The sequence below is a fragment of the Chryseomicrobium sp. FSL W7-1435 genome, assembly GCF_038595005.1.
Lineage (GTDB): Bacteria > Bacillota > Bacilli > Bacillales_A > Planococcaceae > Chryseomicrobium.
In genome coordinates, this window is the sequence record NZ_CP151997.1 from 1344609 (window position 1) to 1366788 (window position 22180).

A 22180-nucleotide genomic window follows, 5' to 3' on the forward strand; every position below is an offset into this window, starting at 1 on the left:
GAGTGCTGACTTTGAAGCCTTTGCAGCTTATCGCTCAGTTAAAGCAAAGTTTGAGTGAAGAAGATTACACTTATTCTTATAACCGTGAAACAAATAGTTTAAAACTAACTCATAAACGTGTGAAACGCACAATAGATTTAGCACTTGGACCTGTGATTGCCAAATATGGCCAGAAGCAGGATAAAGCAATTGATGAAGTTATTTATATGATTCGTGAAACATTTGATGCTATGGAGCAAGAACAAAAAACCTCCCAGTATGAAAATCCTGTCATTTACCCAATCATTCGCGCGACATCTTTTCCGGTAAAATCAAAAAAGGGAGTGCCGTTTATCACGAAAGGGCATACCTCGGAGACGCGCATTTTTTATGCACTTGATCTGGGAACGACGTATCGATTGATCGATGAAGAATTACTAGAGAAATTGCAAATGACTGAGCAACAAGTGACGGAGTCCGCATTATTCCAGTTGCGCAACTTGCCAACGCACTATAAGGTAGATGAAGTGGCAGGGAACAAATTTTATTTCTTCAATGCCAACGATGGGTACGATGCTAGCCGAATTTTAAACGATAAATTAATGAAAGAAATGCAAGACAAGGTCGAAGGTGAAATGACGTTAGCTGTTCCTCATCAAGATGTTCTCATTATAGGGGATATCCGCAATGATGCCGGCTATGACATTTTAGCTCAGATGACAATGCACTTCTTCACAGTGGGAATTGTTCCCGTAACGTCCCTGTCATTTTTGTATGAGCAGGGTGAATTGGAACCTATCTTTATTCTTGGAAAACATGCTAATCAAAAGGAGAACAACTAAATGCGCGTGTATTATAATACAAAAGGAATCGGTGACGTCCTTTTAATCGAATTAGGTTCTACAACAAATGAAGTTACAACCGAGCGCTTTGGAGATGTAACCCTTGTAACGGATGTCGAGACTAATGAAGCGATGGCATGTAACTTATTCAGTTTTTCAACTTATGAAAAATTGCCAAGTGAAGGGCCGATTGAACTAACTGCGGATCTAGTGACGAAACTTCAACAGATTTTAGATCAAAATGACGTTCCTCTTGAACTGAAAGCCGATTTCACACCTAAATTTGTAATTGGTTTCGTGAAAGATTTGCAACCACATCCCGATGCGGATAAATTAAGAGTTGCAACGGTCGATGTCGGAGAAAGTGACTTGCAGATTGTTTGTGGTGCACCTAATATTGAACAAGGTCAACACGTAGTCGTAGCAAAAGTTGGCGCGACAATGCCATCAGGGCTTGAAATTAAAGACGCTGTATTGCGCGGAGTTCCATCATCTGGGATGATTTGTTCGGCTAAGGAACTAGCACTTCCAAATGCACCTGAAGAAAAAGGGATATTAGTGGTAGATTCTTCCTATTCACCAGGCACATCTTTGGATGCTATTTCAATTGAATTGTAAAGCATGCCAAGAGGCGTGCTTTTTTTCTGTAAACCATTAGGAAGATTCTCCTGACGAGCGTACGAAATTCCTACAGACGACAGGCTAGTTTCTTGTTAAAATGGAGAGATAGAAAGGATGAAGTACGCCATGGAATGGGTTAAACGACTATTTCGACAAGAACAAGAGATCGATGACATCGAAGAATCATCCTTTGAAGAAGTAAAAGTGACGAAACAACCACCTTTCCGTTTCCCTCTTATTTCTGACGATGAAAAAAATTATTTACTTTCAAAACAACCGAGTGCTCCAGTTGAGCCTTCGCATAGACCCGTATATGAAACCTCTCATCAACAAAGACAAAGTTATGAAACCAACTATACGGCTCCAAAATGGTCACAAGAGACCTATAAAAAGCCAAAAGAAGATGCTAAACCTAAGCCTATGAACAGGTCTACTAAACGCTATGTGCCTTCTGTAGTTCCTTCACCCGTTTTTGGTTTGAAAAAAGAACAAGACTCAACTGAGAGTATTGCTCGAACGATGCGCACGTCTCATTATGATTGGTCTCAGCATAACCAACAGGAAATCGAAGAAGAAGTCACTTTACCGATCAACTCTGTCAAGATGGATGAACCAACTTATCAACAGCAAGCTCCGATGACAAAAGTTGCGATTCCCCAAGAAGCAGAACCGGTCGTGCCCCAAATTACGACGCCAAACAAAGAACCAGAGGTAGAATTAGAAGTAGAGCAACCACTGGAATCTGAAGTAGCGGCAACAAGCAGTAGTGATATCCCTGAGACGATTGTCGAAGTCACAAGTGAGTATCATTCTGAACAAGATGAGACAATACAAACATCAGAAATACAAAATGAACAACCACTTGAACAAAAAGAAAAAATCAAACCATTCAATGTGTTAATGCTTTCAACAGACAAGAAGAAATTACAACAAAAGCAGACACAGGTAGTGAAAGAAAATGTTCCTACGCAAGAGCATAAGCCAGTTGAAAAGACAGTTATTCTGGATACACCTGTTTTGAAAACAGCGGTTGTTGAAACACCAGCTGTCATACCAGCCTATGCCATGCCTAATGCCAATTTTCTTCACACCCCTGTACATACGACAGATGATACCGAATGGATGGAGCAACAAGCTGAACACCTGATGGAGGCACTTGCTCATTTTCAAATCCAATCAGATGTGATTTCGATTGTACAAGGTCCAGCCGTAACGCAGTTTGAACTAACTGTAGCGCAGGGGACTAAAGTAAGTAAAATCCGTAACCTGACGGATGATCTGAAGCTTGCTCTAGCTGCTAAGGATATTCGTATCCAAGCTCCAATTCCGGGGCGCCGCTCCATTGGTATTGAGATCCCTAATCGAACATCTCGTGCCGTCCAATTGGCTGAAGTGATAGAAGCTCCTGCGTTTAAACAAGCAGAGTCTCCATTAGAAGTAGCTATGGGATTAGACTTGCACGGACAACCGGTAACAATGGATTTACGGAAGATGCCTCACGGATTGATAGCCGGGGCGACAGGATCTGGTAAATCCGTATTTATCAATTCATTACTTATCAGTCTGCTTTATAAAGCTTCACCAGCTGATTTAAAGCTGTTGTTGATTGACCCGAAAATGGTGGAACTTGCGCCATTCAACCATATCCCGCACTTGATTAGTCCAGTTATCACTGATGTGAAAGCAGCAGCAGCTGCACTGAAATGGGCAGTTGAAGAAATGGAACGTAGGTACCAGCTTTTTGCACATGCTGCGGTTCGAGACATTGCCCGTTTTAATCATCAAGCCTTGGAAGCACGCGAGTTTTCGAAAAAGCTTCCTTATATCGTAATTGTTATCGATGAACTAGCCGATATGATGATGGCTGCTCCACAAGATGTAGAAGATTCCATTTGTCGTATTGCTCAAAAAGCGCGCGCTTGTGGGATTCATCTTGTACTGGCAACTCAGCGTCCAAGTGTCGATGTCATAACGGGTCTAATTAAGTCGAACGTACCAACACGCATTGCGTTTGCTGTCTCTTCACAAATTGATTCTCGTACAATCTTGGATCAACAAGGGGCAGAGCGACTTCTTGGAAAAGGCGACATGCTCTATTTAGGAAGTGGAATGGCAAGTCCAATCCGTATTCAAGGTACATTTGTGTCAGATGAAGAAATTGATCGCATTATTGCACATGCTCGCTCACAGGGTGAACCTGATTATTTATTCAAGCAAGAAGACTTAATCGTACGAGCTGTCGAAATTGAAGAACAAGATGAAATGTTTGAAGAAGCTTGCCGTTTTATTATCGAGAACGGAGCGGCTTCGACCTCACTATTGCAGAGAAAGTTCCACTTAGGCTATAATCGAGCAGCACGCCTAATGGATGCCATGGAAGCAGCAGGTATCATCACAGGCCAAAACGGTAGTAAACCACGCGAAGTACTCGTCTCAGAAGAGTTTTTGCAAGAAATATTGTAAGGAGGAACCCATGTGACAACTTATCATTTTACGGGAATTAAAGGATCAGGGATGAGCTCGCTCGCTCAAATCCTTCATGACGTTGGGCATACCGTCCAAGGATCTGACAAAGCAGAGTACTTCTTTACTGAAAAGCCTCTTCATGAACGAGGAATAGCAGTTTATGAATTTGAACAAGCACAATTAACAAGTGAAATGGTCGTGATTGCAGGTAATGCGTATCCTGACCACCATCCTGAACTTGAAAAAGCTCGCCAAGCCGGAGCAAAAATCATGCGTTATCATACATTCCTTGGCGACTATATGAGTCGTTTCACATCTGTTGCTGTAACGGGTGCTCACGGCAAAACATCGACGACGGGATTACTATCTCATGTACTCAATGTTTATTCTCCAACCTCTTATTTAATAGGGGATGGAACAGGAAATGGACTAGCAGATGCTGAGAATTTCGTGTTTGAAGCCTGTGAATATAGACGCCACTTCTTGGCCTATCATCCAGATTATGCGGTGATGACGAATATAGATTTTGACCATCCAGATTATTTTACAAGTAAAGAAGATGTATTCAATGCCTTTCAAGAAATGGCTGTACAAGTAAATAAAGCAATCTTTGCATGTGGTGACGACGATGATTTATTGCGAATCACAGCTTCGGTTCCTGTCATTTATTATGGATTAAATAGTGGAAACGACTTCCAAGCAACAGCTATAGAAAAAACACCATTGGGTACGTCTTTTGATGTCGTTATTCGTGATGAATTTTATCATCGTTTCCATATCCCTATGTATGGTGATCATACGATTCAAAACGCATTAGCCGTAATCTCACTTTGTCATTTCGAAGGAATCCCGCCAGAAGCAGTCGCAGAAGGATTATCGACATTTGGTGGTGTGAAGCGACGCTTTACAGAAACACTTAAAGAACAGCGTGTGCTAATTGACGATTATGCACATCACCCAACAGAAATTACAGCAACAATCCAATCGGCGCGACAAAAATATCCGGAGAAGGAAGTTATCGCTGTATTCCAACCACATACATTCTCAAGAACTGCAAAATTCTTAGATGAATTTGCAGAGTCGCTTGGACAAGCAGATACCGTCTATCTCTGTGAAATTTTTGCGTCAGCTCGAGAAGCTGAGGGTGAATTGACGATACATGATTTACAAAAACTTATCCCAACAAGTAAAATTCTTGTTGAAAATAATGTAACACCTCTTCTAGATCATCCAACTGCTGTTTATTTGTTTATGGGAGCAGGAGACGTCCAGAAATTCCAAGCTGCATTTGAAAAACTATTAAACTAGACCGTGCAAATCGCACGGTTTTTTTTTGACTTGAAAAATTAGGTGAATTAAAGAGATAATAAGACATGGGAAAAAAGAAGCAGATGCGTTTAGCTTAATTACGAAAGGGTATAACAAGATTAGCACTGCTTGAATGATTAAAGGAGGAATACAGGATGGAGAATTTATTGTACATAGCTGCCGTCATCGCAGCAGTTGGATTCCTCGTTCTTTGTATCAGTTTAGCTGTCACACTCTTCTCGGTGAAGAAAACATTAGCTAATGTGGCTGTTACAGTAGAACACTTAGATTCTAACTTGCAAGACATGACGAAAGAAACGGCGCTACTTTTACACAAAACAAATGCACTTACAGAGGACATTCAGTATAAGTCTTCTCAGCTTAACGGTCTTGTTACATCTGTTAAAGGTGTAGGGGACACAGTAAATCAGTTCAACTCTTCTATGCAGCGAATCACTAGTTCTGTTACAAATGAAGTTGAAAAAAATGAAGAAAAAATCGCCCAAGTTGTTCAATGGAGTAATGTTGTATTAGGCATCCGTGATCAGTGGAAAGAGCGCAAATCTCTTGAAGATGCTGGCTACTATACTTATAAAGCTAAACAAACAAAGCAAGATGATCCAACATACCAATCTACTTTATAGGAGGAATTTATAATGACAAACTACACAAATAAACCAAGCTACGGTGAGAGCCGCAAAAACACGGAATACAATGATCACGAAGCATCTTATGCAGCACAAGGAGAAACTTTCTACTCTCCACAAAATTATGTAGGACATGATGAAATTTACCGTGAAGAATCAGCTAGCAAAGATTTCTTATTAGGAGCTCTTGTTGGCGGTATCATCGGTGCAGCTACAGCTTTATTACTTGCTCCAAAGAGTGGTACTGAGCTTCGTGGCACTATTTCTGAACAAGCTACTACAATCAAAGAAAAATCTGCAGATCTTTCTCAAAATGCAAAAACAAAAACAAATGAAATCTCTAAAAAGGTAACTGATTCTTCTAACCAGCTATTAAGCAAAGTGAAAAAGAATCAAACACCTCCAATGGACGATGGTACAGTTTCTTCTGAAGGCGAAGAAGAGATGGATGTTCTTGAAACAGTATCTAACACAGTGGAAGATACAAATTCTGACACAGTAGTTGGAGAAGCATTTACAGAAGCATTGAAAGATACTAATGAAACTTCTGAAGACGCTACAAAAAAATAAATGAATGCCAACACCCCGTAACTGGGGTGTTTTATTTCGATTAATACTTTAATGAGTTGAATCGTTAAATTGTTTTACGTGACTTTTCAATTTTGTTTCCTTATAATAGACAGTATCTCGAAAATGAAGTACAATTTTCAGAAATTCAACCGCATCACAGGAGAGGAGTTATAAAATGAGTCAATCAGAATTAGAAACGTTACGCAGCCGTGTTGACGAGCTGAATACCGAAATTCTCAAACTGATCAATGAACGTGCAACAGTCGTTCAAGAAATTGGGAAAGTCAAAGAGAAATCAGGTGTCAATCGTTATGACCCTATGCGTGAACGCAAAATGTTAGATCTATTAAAAGAATCGAATCAAGGACCTCTCCCACAATCAACTGTCGAGCATATTTTTAAAGAAATCTTTAAAACAGCGCTCGAACTTCAAGTGGATGACCAAAAGAAAGCATTGCTTGTTTCTCGTAAGAAAAAAGCGGAAGACACAATTGTGATGGTCAATGGAGAACCAATCGGACAAGGCAAGCCATCATTCGTTTTCGGTCCTTGTGCAGTGGAATCCTACACACAAGTGGCAGAAGTAGCCGCAGCAATTCAAGGAAAAGGATTAAAATTAATTCGCGGTGGTGCTTACAAACCTCGTACATCTCCTTATGACTTCCAAGGTCTTGGCTTAGATGGTCTTAAAATATTGAAGCAGATTTCTGATGAATTTGGCTTAGGTGTCGTATCTGAAATCGTTACACCGGGTCACCTAGAAGAAGCATTAGATTACATCGATGTGATTCAAGTAGGCGCTCGTAACATGCAAAACTTTGAATTATTAAAAGCTGTCGGTTCAATTGATAAGCCTGTCTTATTGAAACGTGGTATTTCTGCTACATTAGATGAATTTGTACACGCAGCTGAATACATTATGTCTCAAGGAAATGATCAAATCATTCTCTGCGAACGTGGTATTCGTACGTATGAAAAAGCAACACGTAATACTCTAGATATTTCAGCAGTGCCAATCTTGAAACAAGAGACACATCTTCCGGTATTCGTAGATGTAACTCACTCAACTGGACGTCGTGATATTCTATTACCTGCCGCTAAAGCTGCATTAGCTATTGGAGCAGATGGGGTTATGGCAGAAGTGCATCCAGATCCAGCAGTTGCACTTTCTGATCAAGCCCAACAAATGAATTTACAACAATTCGATGAGTTTTACGATTCTATTCTAAAATTCATGAAATCGCATGAAATTCACGCGTAATCCAAGCATCCTTCGGGGTGCTTTTTTTGATTGTAAACAGTAAATGATTTCCTTTCATAAAATGCCATGAAAATTTACGTTTTTCTTCCAAAAGTATTGTATACTAAGTTAAATAGTACCTGACAAAGGGGAGAAAATTCATGACAGTCACCATTTATGATGTAGCACGTGAAGCAAATGTATCAATGGCTACCGTCTCACGTGTAGTGAATGGCAATCAAAATGTAAAACCTGCAACGCGTCAAAAAGTTTTAGCGGTTATTGAGCGTTTAGATTATCGTCCAAATGCAGTAGCGCGTGGTTTAGCGAGCAAAAAAACTAAAACTGTAGGGGTTATCATTCCAGACATCTCTAACGTCTTTTATGCAGAGCTTGTACGTGGTATCGAAGACATAGCAACCATGTACCGCTACAACATCATTCTAACCAATTCAGACCAGCAGCCACAAAAAGAAGCACAACTCTTATCGACACTTCTTAGTAAACAAGTGGATGGCGTTGTCTTAATGAGTGATCAGCTGTCAGACGAACTTCGTGATGAAATGAAACGTTCATCGATTCCAATGGTATTGGCCGGCACAATGGATCCAGCTACAGAAACGCCATCCGTCAATATTGAGTACCATGAAGCGGCAATACAAGCAGTAGAACGTCTGATTCAAAATGGCCATCAGCGCATTGCTTATGTTACAGGTTCTCTGAAGTCTTCAATCAACCGACTACACAAATTAACGGGTTATGAAAAAGCTCTAGATGCAGCCGACCTTGAAATTGACTCAGATTTAGTTGTTGAAGTTGAGAATACATATGAAGAGGGTATTCGAGCATTTGAGCAGCTTCAAAAGCTTAAGCATCCTCCCACTGCTTACTTTGCGGGGAATGATGAAATTGCGATTGGTATTCTTCAAGGAGCAAAAGACGCGCATTTGGATGTGCCTGGTGACATTGAAATTATCAGCTTTGAAGACTCCAAATTAACTCGTATGGTGCGTCCTCAGTTAACAAGTATTGCTATGCCGCTTTACGACATCGGTGCCGTATCCATGCGCTTATTAACGAAGTTTATGAACAATGAAAAAGTAGAAGAAAACAGTGTGATCCTTCCTTACCGATTGGAAGAGCGTCAATCAGTTAAACAACACTAAAACACAGAAATCCCGACCATCACTGGCCGGGATTTTTACGTTGTTAACTTTTTCTCATTACGAATAATGTATAAGGCTTTTTCTAACATTTGTCTATTTTTTTCGGTAATCTCCACCTTACGAGGAATAGCCTCATAAAGAGGGGAGGGATCTTCCCAAGTAGAAACAAGAGGAACCGGGCTTTCTTCTTGCCAGCGCTCAATCCAATCACTTGGTAAGGGTCCTTTAGGGATTTGCTGATTGCTCATTTCAAGCCATAAGAGGGACCAAGCACGCGGTACGACGCGCCAAATATCGTAACCACCGCCGCCAACACCAATCCATTTACCATCACAAAATTCGTGAGCCAGTTCGTGGGCAAGTTTTGGAATCTCTTTATAGATTTCAATAGATCCATACAAATGAGTTAAAGGATCAAAGTAATGAGCATCCGCGCCGTTTTGAGTAAGGATGACGTCAGGTTTAAAATGCTCTACAATTTCACGAAAAGCCGTGCGATAAATGTCTATAAACGATTCATCTTCCGTAAAGGCATCAATCGGAAAATTGAAAGAAGTTCCATAGCCTTCACCAGAACCTCGTTCAGTAATACTTCCTGTCCCTGGAAATAAATAGCGGCCAGTTTCATGAATGGAAATTGTACAGACCGTAGGGTCATCATAAAAACACCATTGCACACCATCACCGTGATGCGCATCAGTATCGATGTAAAGAACACGTGCATTGTATTTTTCCTGCATATACCGAATCGCAACAGAGCTGTCGTTATAGACGCAAAACCCGGAAGCTTTTCCTCGGAAGCCGTGATGAAGGCCGCCACCTATGTTCAATGCATGTTTTGCTTTGCCTTCCATGACATAATCCACAGCAGTCAGCGTACTTCCCACGAGTCGGGCACTGGCCTCGTGCATACCCACAAAGAGTGGGGTGTCTTCAGTGCCTATGCCATAAGCTTCAAATTCCTCTGATTTGCAATCAGGAAGACTAGCTCTTTTAACGGCATCTATATAACGTGTGTCATGAGCAAGCGCTAGTTCTTCATCCGTTGCTATTCGAGGTGTCACGATTTGTTTTTTTGAAAGCGCATTCACTTTTTCAAGCAAATCAACTGTTAATGTCAGTCGTTTTTGATTAAAGGGATGTGTTTCTGAAAACCGATACCCCAATTGGTCTTCAGAGTAGACAAATACAGCTTCACAGTCTACATTTTGGGTTGGCTTGGCCATATGACATGAAACCCTTCTTTTTCGAGTGCAGAAACGAGCTTCAGGGGATTAATCGTTTTTACACGGATGACTAGTATTTTAAAAAGTTCATCTTTCTTGTCTGGATAGACAAGTACAGAAAGAACATTTATATTATGCTCATAAAAAACCTTAGAGACCTCGAACAAGACACCCGCTTTATTTGGTACACGAATCTCAATCTGTGAACCGGGCTGAGTAACTCCAGTCAATTCAATGAATTTATACAGCATATCTGATTCAGTGATCATCCCGACCAGCTTGCCTTGGCTGACGATTGGTAGACAACCAATACGATTATCATAAAAAATGGTCGCAGTCTCTTCGACAAAATCAAGAGGATGACCTGTGATGGGATTACTTGTCATGATTTTTTCAACGGGTGTATCAAGAACACTATAATCGTTTGATTCAAGCAGTGTGGAAGGCGTGGCTTGCTTGATATCGCGGTCTGTTATGACACCAATGACCTCACGAGCTTCGTTGATCACCGCAATGTGTCGGATTTTTTTATCGCGAAGTGTTGCAGCTGCTTCTTTTAACGTTTGTGTAGGGAACAAAGTCGCTACATCACGATTCATAATTTCTTCTAGTAACATTTTATACCCTCCTAGTACATGAAGCGGTTCATGAAACGAAGTTGATCAAACTGTTGGATGGAATCGGTATCAACACGAGAGCCAATCCTTGCCATTAAGCAATTAGCTGGGTGAGAGCTGATTTCAGGATCGTCTGTGGCAAAGTATTCAAGACCACCGGCATTCATCATCTTTTCCATTACTTTGCGATACTCCCAGACATTTAAGCCAGTGCCTTTTAAATCCCAGTGCCAATAATATTCGGTCGTGATCACAATATAATCATTCATAACGTCGTCCATCATCGAGACTTTTAGTAGGCTTTTTCCTACACCGCTCCCGCGATATTTAGGAATAACTTCAATTGCTCCAAGTTCAATCAAATTTTCCATGTTACCTTTTGACCAACGTTCGAGAGGGTCAGGATGAAGAAATGTTGCATAGCCCACGATAGTCGTTTGGTCACGTACAATGATGAGCCTGCCTTCAGGTAACTTGGCAATCTCAGTTATGGCTTTATGTTGCTGGTCTGGAACACGAAATGCAGTTAAGTCCTCATGGAACTGAAGGGACGCGATTTCTTCACTAGGAACAGGTCCTTCTACTATGACTGTACCGTGCTTTGTTTTCACTTCAATGGCATTATACGTTTTTTTGTGAATCACATGTACACCACCTTCAATTTACTCTTCATCATTATACCGTAAAGTATTTCAGATGTGTGCGCTTTCAATAAACATTCAGAATAGTTGTACAACGAGATATCTTTAGGTAAAATAAGGGGGTACATACATAGAAGGGGTGAAGGATATGAAACTTGAAACACTACCAGCAGTACAAGGAGATTACAATCTCTCCGATTATGAGAAATTTTCACAAGACTTTTCGTGGGAAAATGCTTCAGAAGTATTTGATTGGCACACTACAGGAAAACTAAACATTGTTCATGAAGCAATCGATCGTCATGCTAAATCAGGAAATAAAAATAAAGTCGCTCTTTACTATCAAGATGGCACTCGGAAAGAAAGCTATACATTCTACGAGATGATGCGGCATGTAAATCGTGCGGCTAATACACTTTCAAAACATTCTTCACTGGAGAAGGGCGACCGCATGTTTATTTTCATGCCTCGTTCACCAGAACTTTATTTTGCGCTTTTAGGAGCTTTAAAAATGGGTGTCATTGTTGGACCATTATTTGAAGCTTTCATGGAAGGTGCTGTGTTTGATCGTCTAGAGGATAGTGAAGCGAAGGTTCTAGTGACAACGCCTGACCTATTGTCTCGAGTTCCAGTGGATAAGTTGCCAAACCTAGAAACGATTTTCTTAGTAGGAGAATATGACAACTATGATTCAAAATATGTAGACTTCACAGCGGGACTGCAAGAAGCAAGTGATAAATTTGAAACGGTGTGGGTAGACAAAGAAGACGGTCTCGTTCTTCACTACACATCAGGTTCAACAGGCAAACCGAAAGGGATTTTGCACGTTCATGGGGCAATGGTCCAACAGTATCATACGATGAAGTGGGTCATGGACATTCGTGACAACGATATTTATTGGTGTACAGCTGACCCAGGGTGGGTTACAGGAACAGTATATGGTGTATTCGGCCCATGGTTAACAGGAACTACATCACTTGTTTTAGGTGGTCGTTTCTCTCCAGACGCATGGTACAAAGCAATACAAGATTACGGAGTAACCGTTTGGTACAGTGCACCAACTGCCTTCCGGATGTTGATGGGTGCCGGAGATAATCTTGTGAAACACTATGATCTTTCCACGTTACGTCATTTGCTTTCAGTAGGGGAACCGTTAAACCCTGAAGTAGTGAAGTGGGGTATGCAAGTATTCAACTTACGTATTCACGACACATGGTGGATGACCGAAACTGGATCACAAATGATTTGTAATTACCCTACTATGGCAATTAAGCCTGGATCGATGGGTAAACCAATTCCTGGTGTCTATGCTGCAATTATTGACAATGAGGGCAAGGAAGTTCCACCACTCACAATGGGGAATCTCGCTATCAAAAAAGGCTGGCCATCAATGATGCGTCAGGTCTGGAACAATAAAGAAAAATATGAGTCTTACTTCATGAACGACGAATGGTACTTTTCAGGGGATTCAGCTTACATGGATGAAGAAGGATACTTCTGGTTCCAAGGACGTGTGGATGACGTCATCATGACTTCTGGGGAACGTGTCGGGCCGTTTGAAGTAGAGAGTAAACTAATCGAGCACCCTGCTGTTATGGAGGCTGGCGTTATTGGTAAGCCAGATCCTGTCCGTGGCGAAATCATTAAAGCATTTATTGCACTTAATGAAGGTTATGAGCAGTCGGATGAACTAATAGCTGAAATTCAGCAGTTTGTTAAAAAAGGACTTGCCGCGCATGCTGCACCTCGAGAAATCGAATTCAAAGACAAATTGCCAAAAACACGAAGCGGAAAAATTATGCGTCGTGTATTGAAAGCTTGGGAATTAAACCTGCCGACAGGCGACCTTTCCACAATGGAAGACTAATAGATACCCAAATCCAGCCTGATAGTGAGGCTGGATTTTTGTATAGGCAAAAAAACAGGTACACCGACTTCAGTCAGTGTACCTGTTAACTATTATTCGCTATCGTCTGGCTCTTCTGGATCTGTTGGTTCGACCGGTTCAACCGGTTCTTCAGGTTCTTCTGGCTCTGAATCATTACCGCCTCCAGTATTACCGCCACCTGAAGCAGGTGGAGTAGGGGTTGGAGTTGGTGTCGGTTCAGGGGTTGGTTCAGGACGTTCACGAGTAATCACGTTTGAAGGTGCTGACTGTAATCCAGTTATATCGACAGCTCGAACGGAATAATCACCGAATCCTCCTAACACATAACTATTTGCACTAGCTTGTGGTATAGCAGCAATACGAGTAGTTCCCTGATAAATATAATACCCGACGACATCTGCTGATGGTGAGTTCGTCCAAGTCATCACACTATTGGCTACTGCAGCTGAAACGCCAGCTGGAGCTACAGCGTCTGCTTGGAAACTATTTTCCGAGACGACATTTGATGCAAAGCCTGTGTTTTCAGGGAACAATTTACTTGCATTGCCTCCGAAACGACCAAGCATACGATCAATAAAGCTTTGACTTACACCGAATCCACCACGGACAACAAACTCTTGTGGAGTAGAATCAAGTGCACGGTAACGATTTCCATTAATGGTTACATAAGATGAACTTACTAAACTGTCATCTGGTTTTGTTGGTAAGAACGTTGCGGCATTAAATAAATCTGACTTGACCAGTCCTGCATTTGAACAAGCAGAAGAGGGAGCAAGACCTGAAATACCACAGAATGAGCGCTCAACTACTCCTTCAGGACGTTGGAAAGTCTTATTTGGAGCAGCAATCAATTCTGGGTTGACGTCATAAAGGCCGTTCATAATATTTGACCATAATGTGTTAGATCGAACAGAAGGGTGACCATACGTATTGTTCATATAGAACAATGTGTTGTCGCCAGCTTTGAAATTGTAATTGTCATACCCTAGCCATACGCTAAGAGTGACGTTTGGATTATAACCAATTAACCAAGCATCTTTATGATCTTGAGTAGTACCTGTTTTTCCAGCGAAATCTGAACTAAATTTCAATCGCGAGTTAGCAACAGTAGCTGTTCCTTCATCGAAGACATCACGCATCATGTCATTCATGATATAAGAAGTTGCTGCACTAAATACTTGTACAGGTTCAGCTTGATGTTCGAAAACAATATTGCCTTCAACGTCTTCAATTTTTTCAATTAGATACGCGTCTACAAACGATCCGTTATTGGCAAGCATAGAATAAGCATTTGTGTTTTCTTCAATCGTGACACCTTTATTAGTTCCGCCAATTGATAAAGACAAGTTATTATTTTCAGCATCTGCTACACTATCAAAGCCCATTTTATGAAGAAATTCGATAGGCTTGCGATCCATGATTTGATCATAGAGACGAATGGCTGTTAAGTTTTGAGAAGTAGTTAATGCACTGCGTAAAGGAATGATTCCTTTTTCTTGATCAGGATTGTAGTTCTCAGGTGACCAGCCATCGTTAGAGGCATCTGTGAATGAAAACTCGACATCTACGACTGGTGTACCTGCTCCAGCAACACCATATTCAATGGCAGGTGCGTAAACCATTAAAGGCTTGAAAGTAGAACCAGGTGATCGAATTGCTTGAGTAGAGTGATTTAATGCTTCTAAGTTGTGATCACGCCCACCCATGAAGGCAAGAATTCTACCAGTTTGGTTTTCAAGAAGCATTCCACCCACTTGAACGGGTTCTTCAACTGTTTCAATTTCACCAGTCTCTGAATTCTTTACTTCTTTTACTCGAGTGTAGCCATACATATCATAAGAACTTTTGACTTCTTCCATTTTACGCATCAACGCTTCATCAATTGTCGTGTGGATGCGGTAGCCACCCGTTGCGATTTCTTGACGAGCAAGCTGACGGTACTCTGTGCGTAGGGATGAATCTCCATCGATTCGAGCTGGATCAAGTCCATCGCGTTCAGCCAGGACTTTGGCCATGATAGTCGTTACACGCTCTTCAACTTCGATTGTTAACCAAGGTAGGTCTTCATAAGTCGATGACTCACGAGGTTTAAAATCTTTAGTAATATCGTAAGCAAGAGCTTCTTGGTACTGCTCCTCAGTAATATATTCCGTTTCACTCATACGGAATAGGACCGTTTTCATTCGGTCAATACCAGGTTGCAGTCCTTCAGCATCTTTCAGTTGTCCTTGACTCGTAAACGGTGTATAGCGATAAGGGGCTTGTGGGATACCAGCAATATAAGCAGACTGAGCTAGATTTAAGTCTTTAGCTTCGACACCAAAGATACCTTGCGCAGCTGTTTCGATTCCAGCTATATTTCTTCCGCTAGAATTACGTCCATAAGGAATGATGTTTAAATAAGCTTCTAAAATTTCTTCTTTGTTCATATATTCTTCTAATCGCATGGCCAGCAAAATTTCTTTTGCCTTACGGGAATAGGAAACTTCATTTGTGAGAATCTGGTTTTTAATAATTTGTTGCGTTAATGTAGATCCACCGGTTTGGGTGTCTGCATTTGTAATATCTTGGACAAGTCCTCGTAGAACAGCTTTCGGTACTATTCCGTCATGTACTTGAAAATATTCATCTTCCGTGGCAAATACTGCATTTAATACATTTTCAGAAACAGAGTCTAATTTTGTTTCAGTACGCTCTAAGTCTGTCCTCATTTTTCCAAAATAGTTATCGTCTTTGAAATAGATTTCGGATGTTTCTTCATACGTGAAAACAGCGCTTCTCATTTGGTCTGGCGTCCGCAACGGCTCGTCTTTAACAAGCGCTGCAAAATAACCGGCTCCAACTGAAGCACCAAAAGCACCTAGTACTGTGAATATAATGATGAATAAGAGTACTAAGTTCCAAAAAACACTTCCTGTGATGCGTAATGCTTTGGCCCATTTTGAACGGGTCCAGCTATCTAGTCGTTCTTTCCAATTCAAGGTCGTGCACCCCCTAAAATATCACTTCATTATACCATATTTAGTTAGTTGATTTCGATAGTTATTGACAACTCATTTGAATTGAGTAAAATAGGGGTATATTTAAGCGATGAGTAAATGCGAGTAGCTTACGGTCAATGCCATTAGAAATCTGGTGGGTGCTGAAAACCAGACATTGCCGTAAGTGAAGTACAGTTTAGGAGCTTGACGTAGGACGGCGTTAACGTCATTCAAGTGAGAAGGAGATAGCTCCTTTCTAAACTGGGTGGTACCGCGCATTCAAGCGTCCCTGCATCTTTTTGATGCAGGGATTTTTTGTTTTTTTGAAAATCGCAAGGAGGAGGAGCAGATATGTCAAAAGAATTATTACAAGATTTAAGTTGGAGAGGCTTGCTGTATCAGCAAACAGATGAAGAAGGAATGGCTGCTCTATTAGAACGAGAAAAAACAGCTCTTTACTGTGGAGTAGACCCTACTGCAGATAGTATGCACATTGGTCACATCGTTCCTTTGCTGACACTTCGTCGCTTTCAACTACATGGGCATCAGCCCATTTTACTTGTTGGCGGCGCTACAGGTACAATCGGGGATCCATCTGGACGCTCTGAAGAACGCCAATTGCAGACTATGGAACAAGTCGATAAGAATGTTGAAGCAATCGCTCAGCAAATGAGACGCATTTTTGATTTTGAGACTGAAAATGGTGCTAAAATGGTCAACAACAAAGATTGGATCAGCAACATGACCATTATTGATTTCCTTCGAGATTACGGAAAACTCGTCAACATCAATTACTTATTAGCAAAAGACTCCATTTCAAGTCGTTTAGATTCTGGACTTTCATTCACCGAGTTTGCTTACACGTTAATTCAAGGGATTGATTTTAATCATTTATACGATCATCATAATTGTCGTGTTCAAATTGGTGGTTCTGACCAGTGGGGAAATATCACAACAGGTCTAGAAATGATACGAAAAACTCATGATGAGGAAGCGAAAGCGTTTGGTATTACGATTCCTCTAGTAACAAAATCGGATGGTACTAAATTTGGGAAAACAGCGGGCGGCGCAATTTGGTTGGATGCCGAGAAAACATCGCCTTATGAATTTTTCCAATTCTGGATCAACACGGCGGATGCGGATGTCATTAAATACTTGAAAATCTTTACCTTCGTAAGTCGTGAAGAGATTGAAGGATTAGAGAAGGCTGTCCAAGAAGCAGCTCACCTCCGGGAAGCTCAAAAACGTTTGGCAAAAGAAATGACACAACTTATTCATGGTGAGGAAGCACATTACCAAGCTGTACGGATATCTCAAGCGTTGTTTAGTGGGAATCTAAAAGAGTTATCACCAGCTGAAATGAAAGATGCTTTTAAGGATGTACCTTCTGCAGAACATGCGAAAGAAGACGTGAATCTTGTTGAGTTACTTGTGAACACAGGCGTTTCACCGTCAAAACGACAAGCACGTGAAGATGTAACAAATGGGGCTATTTCCATAAATGGTGAAAAAGTCACGGATGTTTCTTATTTAGTAACTGGTTCGGATCGTCTAGACGACCAGTTCATAATTGTTCGAAGAGGAAAGAAAAACTATAGAATGATACATTTCTTACAATAGATGGTATTAAGAATTGTTGAAAAAAATCAAAATTGACTAATTTTTTGTTGTGGAGATGTGGTACACTAGCATATATATGAACCTATGCAAGGAGTAACGGAATGTCCCTAACAAAAATTTGTGTAGTTAACGTAGTTGATGATTTTTTTGTGATCTTAAATGAAAAAGAAACAAATGACCGTATTTTTATTCCAAAGGATAAATTTACTATCAAAGCCAAGCCAGGTGACGAACTTGAAATCACGCGTGATGAACGTTTGAATGGCTATATTTTTAAAGAAATTATGTAACCCAAAAACCCTGTCCTCAAATTTTTGAGGGCAGGGGTTTTTGTTTGGAAGGAGACAGGTTGTAATTGGTTTCCATAAAACGGCTTCAGATCTACAAATACGTTTACTTGTTCTAGAAAGTGAGTTACTTGTCTTAGAAATCGAGTCACTTGCCTTAGAATTTATAGTACTTGTTCCAGAACGGCCGCTCAGTTTGTAGAGTGGCGTTCTCCACATCTAACTCAATCGAGTTCCGAACGCCTTCCACATCTAACGCAGTCGAGTTGCAGGCGTTAGAAATACATTCAAAAATCAATCGTACCCACAGAGGCAAAGAACGCCTCTATGTGCACGCTTGATTCCCGAAGCATTTCTGGGCGAACGCCTTCCACATCTAACCGTAATCGAGTTCCAGGCGTTAGAAATACATTCGAAAATCAATCGCACCCACAGAGGCAAAGAACGCCTCTATGTGCACGCTTGATTCCCGAAGCATTTCTGGGCGAACGCCTTCCACATCTAAACAAAAAAACCTCCCACAAGGGGAGGTTTGAGAAATTAACGTGAGTAGAATTCTACGATAAGAGCTTCGTTGATTTCAGCAGATAATTCGCTACGCTCTGGAAGGCGAGTGAATTTACCAACTTTTTTGTCAGCGTCAAACTCTAAGTACTCAGGTACGAAGTTGTTTACTTCGATTGATTCGTTAACAGCTGTAAGGTCTTGAGATTTTTCACGAAGTGAGATCTCTTGGCCTGGTTTTACTAAATAAGAAGGAATATCAACGCGTGCGCCATCAACCATTACGTGGCCGTGGTTTACTAATTGACGTGCTCCGCGACGAGTGCGAGCAAGACCTAAACGGTAAACTAAGTTATCTAGGCGAGTTTCAAGAAGAACCATGAAGTTTTCACCTTGTTTACCTTGAAGCTTAGCAGCTCTGTTGAATAAAGTTTTGAACTGGCGCTCATTTAAACCATAAGAGTGACGTAGCTTTTGCTTCTCTTGAAGTTGTAAGCCGTACTCAGAGATTTTTTTGCGTTGGTTTGGACCGTGTTGCCCTGGAGCGTACGGACGCTTTTCTAATTCTTTACCTGTGCCGCTTAGAGAAATTCCAAGGCGACGAGACAATTTCCATGATGGACCTGTATAACGAGACATTATAGTCTCCTCCTCTGTTGGTTTTATTTTGTTGTAAAATAAAAACCAATTGCATTCAGTCAAACGTCTATTTTGTCATCGGGTGATTTCGCCCATGCAGCCGGTGGGTTACGTATCACTTCCACAGTAAAGTGGGACAAACTAGCAGCATCTGACCATACAACTGCTGCGTTTATTTTACACAAAGGCCATTGTATAATAAATTCCAAAGCCTGTCAAGGGATTCAGCAGTACATCTAGTAACACTGGTCTGACTTCTTAGGAAACCATTGCCATTCAACATAACGACAGAGTAAACTATCATTGAAAGCGTTTACATTACAAAGGGGTGCTTTACATTGAGAAACGATACTCGGTTGATCCATGAAGGAATGGACCCGAAACAACATCATGACAGCCTAACTGTACCGCTCTACCAAACGTCTACTTATACTTTCCATAGTGCAGAGCAAGGGCAACGTAGATTTGCAGGAGAAGAGAGTGGAGGAATATATTCTCGTTTAGGAAATCCTACAGTAGAGGTTTTAGAAAAACGGATGATGGCATTGGAAAATGGCGGAGGGGCACTGGCATTTGGATCTGGTATGGCGGCAGTGAGCACTATCTTGGTTCACTTAACAAAAGCAGGCGACCACATTCTTTGCTCAAAAGGATTATACGGCTGCACATTTGGTTTACTAGGAATCTTCGAAACAAAATATAACATTACGCATACACTTTCTGAGCTTGCCTCACGACAAGAAATAGAAGAAGCATTAACGGATAAAACCACCGTCATTTATGTCGAATCACCAATCAATCCAACCATGGAAATTGTGGATTTAGCTCTAGTTTGTGAAGTGGCGAAGGAACGCGGAATTCGTGTCGTAGTGGACAATACTTTCTGTTCACCTTATCTACAACAACCACTTGTGATTGGAGCAGACTTTGTTTTGCACAGTGCCACTAAATACCTCAATGGTCATGGGGATGTCATTGCAGGTATTCTAGTTGGAAGAGATGCAGATGAAATGCACCAAATACGAATGACTGTTCAAAAAGACTACGGCGGGATTATCTCACCATTCGATGCATGGTTGATCTTACGCGGTTTGAAAACTCTTCATGTACGTATGGACCGTCATGTAACTAATGCAGAAAAGCTTTTGAGCTATTTAAAAACGGAACCTGCCATCAGCAAAATCTTCTATCCGTTTGATGAGGATCATCCACAAATGGCAATTGCTAAAAAGCAAATGAAAGCGGGCGGAGGGCTTATTTCTTTTGTGATCGAGGGAGGCACGGAGGCAGCGCAACGATTTTTAAATAACTTAAGGCTGATCCATGTGGCTGTTAGTTTAGGAGATGCCGAGACACTGATTCAACATCCTGCCACGATGACGCATTCAGTTGTGCCAGAGGAGGATCGTCTAGCCATGGGAATTGACAATGGTATGCTTCGTTTATCGGTCGGTTTAGAAGATGCAGAAGATATTATCGATGACTTGAAGAAAGCATTTCAAGCGATTTAACTTTAAGATATCTCATTACAATTGAAAAAGACTAGCACCCGAGGTCAACTCTTAACGAGCGGACGTCGGTGCTAGTCTTTATTTTTACTATGTTACAAATTCTGAAGAGAAATCAGATATGCTTCATTAAATGACGAACAAATGTCTCAAGCCCTGCTTGATCTTGTTCTGAAAAACGAGCTTTAGATGGGCTATCAATATCTAGCACACCGATAACTTCTCCGTCTTTGATTAAAGGGATAACGATTTCTGAATTAGAAGCTGCATCACAAGCAATATGACCAGGAAATACGTGTACATCTTCAATACGAAGAGTGCGTCGTTCCGATACAGCTGTCCCACAAACGCCGCGTCCTACCGCAATGCGCACGCAAGCAGGTAACCCTTGAAAAGGTCCAAGGACCAATTCTCCTTGCTCCATTAAATAGAAGCCCACCCAATTAGTATCCTCTAAAAACTGGTTCAAAAGAGCGGAAGCATTACTTAAATTTGCAATCTGATTCGATTCTCCATCAAGTAGTGCATCTAATTGTTTTGCTAGTAATCCATAATTTTCTTCAAGTGAAGCGGAGTAGGACTGTTTCGTAAACATCATCATTCCTCATTTCTCAAATTCAGTAAAGTGCTCTGCAAACTGGTGTAAGTCATTCGCTACATGCGCATCAGACCCAAACACTAGAGGAATTCCTTGTGCTTGAGCCAATTGGGCGATGGCAAGTGGCGGATACGGCTCGCGACAAAACGATTTTGCCAAACCTGCACTGTTCATGTCTATTTCCATACCAGCTGACTTGATAGCACTCAACACTTCGAGTAAATGCTGACGATCGTCAGGTAGTGAAGGGAGCGCATGCTGGAATTTGTGGATTAATGACAGGTGACCAATACGATTAGGCTTCCAGTTTCCGAGAGAAGTTGTTATAGATTTTAGCACAGTAGCATAGTAAAGTGAATAAAGTTGTTCACTAGATTTCAGTTGTTGGACAGTGTCCAAATAAACCTCTTTAGAGTAGTCAATACAAACATAAGAATTATTCGGTAGTTTTAAAAAATGAACAGATAGGATGCTATCATCAAGTTCTTGGCCGTAATTATCTAAAAAGGCTGTTGTTTCTTCTTCAAAACCTTCTATATAATCTAGTTCTAGTCCAACTCGAACGCGAAGGTCATTTGCATAGATTTTCTGAACACGTTTCACTTCTTTAATATAAGCTTCCATCTGGTTATAAGACATTCCACTGTCTTGCGTAGGTGTCGTATCGATAAAACTTTTAGGAAGCGGGGCATGCTCTGTAAAGCTGATATCTCGAATGCCAAGTGCTATAGCTCGCTCACAATAGTGGACAAATGTGTCGGCTGATCCATGGGGACAAAAAGGTGTATGAATATGGGCATCTCTCTGCATCTTGAAAATCCTCTCAAAAAAT

The 22180-nt window shown here is 41.1% G+C and carries 19 protein-coding genes; 12 read left to right on the top strand and 7 right to left on the bottom strand.

Annotated elements, in window-relative coordinates; genetic code table 11:
• Nucleotides 1-11 precede the first annotated feature (11 nt).
• The 8 genes from MKY84_RS06870 (at nt 12) to ccpA (ending at nt 8839) form a co-directional block, all read left to right on the top strand.
• Nucleotides 12-821: a DUF1444 family protein gene (locus tag MKY84_RS06870; RefSeq protein ID WP_342528819.1), complete on the top strand. Its 810-nt coding sequence runs from the start codon at nt 12-14 to the stop codon at nt 819-821.
• The gene (gene ytpR / locus MKY84_RS06875; RefSeq protein ID WP_342528820.1) at nt 822-1439 is read left to right on the top strand and encodes a YtpR family tRNA-binding protein; all 618 of its coding nucleotides are present in this window, start codon (nt 822-824) and stop codon (nt 1437-1439) included.
• Nucleotides 1440-1568: 129 nt separating this feature from the next.
• On the top strand, nt 1569-3905 hold the full coding sequence (locus MKY84_RS06880; protein WP_342528821.1) for a DNA translocase FtsK: 2337 nt from the start codon (nt 1569-1571) through the stop codon (nt 3903-3905).
• 12 nt (nt 3906-3917) lie between these two features.
• Nucleotides 3918-5216 (top strand): UDP-N-acetylmuramate--L-alanine ligase, encoded by a 1299-nt coding sequence (murC, locus tag MKY84_RS06885; protein ID WP_342528822.1) that lies wholly within the window; start codon nt 3918-3920, stop codon nt 5214-5216.
• Between the two features lie 155 nt (nt 5217-5371).
• On the top strand, nt 5372-5860 hold the full coding sequence (locus tag MKY84_RS06890) for a DUF948 domain-containing protein (protein ID WP_342528823.1): 489 nt from the start codon (nt 5372-5374) through the stop codon (nt 5858-5860).
• 12 nt (nt 5861-5872) lie between these two features.
• Nucleotides 5873-6433, top strand: a complete 561-nt coding sequence (locus MKY84_RS06895; RefSeq protein WP_342528824.1) for a YtxH domain-containing protein — start codon at nt 5873-5875, stop codon at nt 6431-6433.
• A 175-nt stretch (nt 6434-6608) separates the two neighbouring features.
• A complete protein-coding gene (locus MKY84_RS06900) occupies nt 6609-7694 on the top strand; it encodes a bifunctional 3-deoxy-7-phosphoheptulonate synthase/chorismate mutase (protein WP_342528825.1) in 1086 nt (361 codons plus the stop codon).
• A 140-nt stretch (nt 7695-7834) separates the two neighbouring features.
• A complete protein-coding gene (ccpA, locus tag MKY84_RS06905) occupies nt 7835-8839 on the top strand; it encodes a catabolite control protein A (RefSeq protein WP_342528826.1) in 1005 nt (334 codons plus the stop codon).
• Nucleotides 8840-8874: 35 nt separating this feature from the next.
• Here the strand turns inward: ccpA and MKY84_RS06910 are convergent, their stop codons facing one another.
• The 3 genes from MKY84_RS06910 to MKY84_RS06920 are packed head-to-tail and all read right to left on the bottom strand — an operon-like array spanning nt 8875 to nt 11326.
• Nucleotides 8875-10065 (bottom strand): acetoin utilization protein AcuC, encoded by a 1191-nt coding sequence (locus MKY84_RS06910; RefSeq protein WP_342528827.1) that lies wholly within the window; start codon nt 10063-10065, stop codon nt 8875-8877.
• Nucleotides 10041-10682, bottom strand: a complete 642-nt coding sequence (locus MKY84_RS06915) for an acetoin utilization AcuB family protein (RefSeq protein ID WP_342528828.1) — start codon at nt 10680-10682, stop codon at nt 10041-10043. Before MKY84_RS06915 ends, MKY84_RS06910 begins: the two co-directional genes overlap by 25 nt.
• A gap of 11 nt (nt 10683-10693) precedes the next feature.
• Nucleotides 10694-11326 carry a GNAT family N-acetyltransferase gene (locus MKY84_RS06920; protein WP_342525078.1) on the bottom strand — a complete coding sequence of 211 codons (633 nt, stop codon included), beginning with the start codon at nt 11324-11326 and terminating at the stop codon, nt 10694-10696.
• Between the two features lie 145 nt (nt 11327-11471).
• On the opposite strand from MKY84_RS06920, the gene acsA reads away from it, so the two are divergent.
• Nucleotides 11472-13190 (top strand): acetate--CoA ligase, encoded by a 1719-nt coding sequence (gene acsA / locus MKY84_RS06925; protein WP_342525079.1) that lies wholly within the window; start codon nt 11472-11474, stop codon nt 13188-13190.
• Nucleotides 13191-13282: 92 nt separating this feature from the next.
• On the opposite strand, the gene MKY84_RS06930 is transcribed toward acsA, so the two are convergent.
• Complete coding sequence (locus tag MKY84_RS06930; RefSeq protein ID WP_342525080.1) at nt 13283-16192, bottom strand: transglycosylase domain-containing protein; 2910 nt, start codon at nt 16190-16192, stop codon at nt 13283-13285.
• A gap of 351 nt (nt 16193-16543) precedes the next feature.
• Between MKY84_RS06930 and tyrS the strand changes: the two genes are divergently transcribed.
• Together tyrS and MKY84_RS06940 are read left to right on the top strand one after the other, a co-directional pair.
• Nucleotides 16544-17812, top strand: a complete 1269-nt coding sequence (gene tyrS / locus MKY84_RS06935) for a tyrosine--tRNA ligase (RefSeq protein WP_342525081.1) — start codon at nt 16544-16546, stop codon at nt 17810-17812.
• A 101-nt stretch (nt 17813-17913) separates the two neighbouring features.
• On the top strand, nt 17914-18102 hold the full coding sequence (locus tag MKY84_RS06940) for a hypothetical protein (RefSeq protein ID WP_342525082.1): 189 nt from the start codon (nt 17914-17916) through the stop codon (nt 18100-18102).
• Nucleotides 18103-18639: 537 nt separating this feature from the next.
• Here the strand turns inward: MKY84_RS06940 and rpsD are convergent.
• Nucleotides 18640-19242: a 30S ribosomal protein S4 gene (rpsD, locus tag MKY84_RS06945; RefSeq protein WP_342525083.1), complete on the bottom strand. Its 603-nt coding sequence runs from the start codon at nt 19240-19242 to the stop codon at nt 18640-18642.
• Between the two features lie 338 nt (nt 19243-19580).
• Here rpsD and megL point away from each other — a divergent pair, with 338 nt between their 5' ends.
• A complete protein-coding gene (gene megL / locus MKY84_RS06950) occupies nt 19581-20753 on the top strand; it encodes a methionine gamma-lyase (RefSeq protein WP_342525084.1) in 1173 nt (390 codons plus the stop codon).
• A 112-nt stretch (nt 20754-20865) separates the two neighbouring features.
• Here megL and MKY84_RS06955 read toward each other — a convergent pair whose 3' ends face one another.
• Entirely contained in the window at nt 20866-21345 is a 480-nt protein-coding gene (locus MKY84_RS06955; protein ID WP_342525085.1) for a GAF domain-containing protein, read from the bottom strand.
• A gap of 9 nt (nt 21346-21354) precedes the next feature.
• Nucleotides 21355-22158, bottom strand: a complete 804-nt coding sequence (hisJ, locus tag MKY84_RS06960; protein ID WP_342525086.1) for a histidinol-phosphatase HisJ — start codon at nt 22156-22158, stop codon at nt 21355-21357.
• Nucleotides 22159-22180 lie beyond the last annotated feature (22 nt).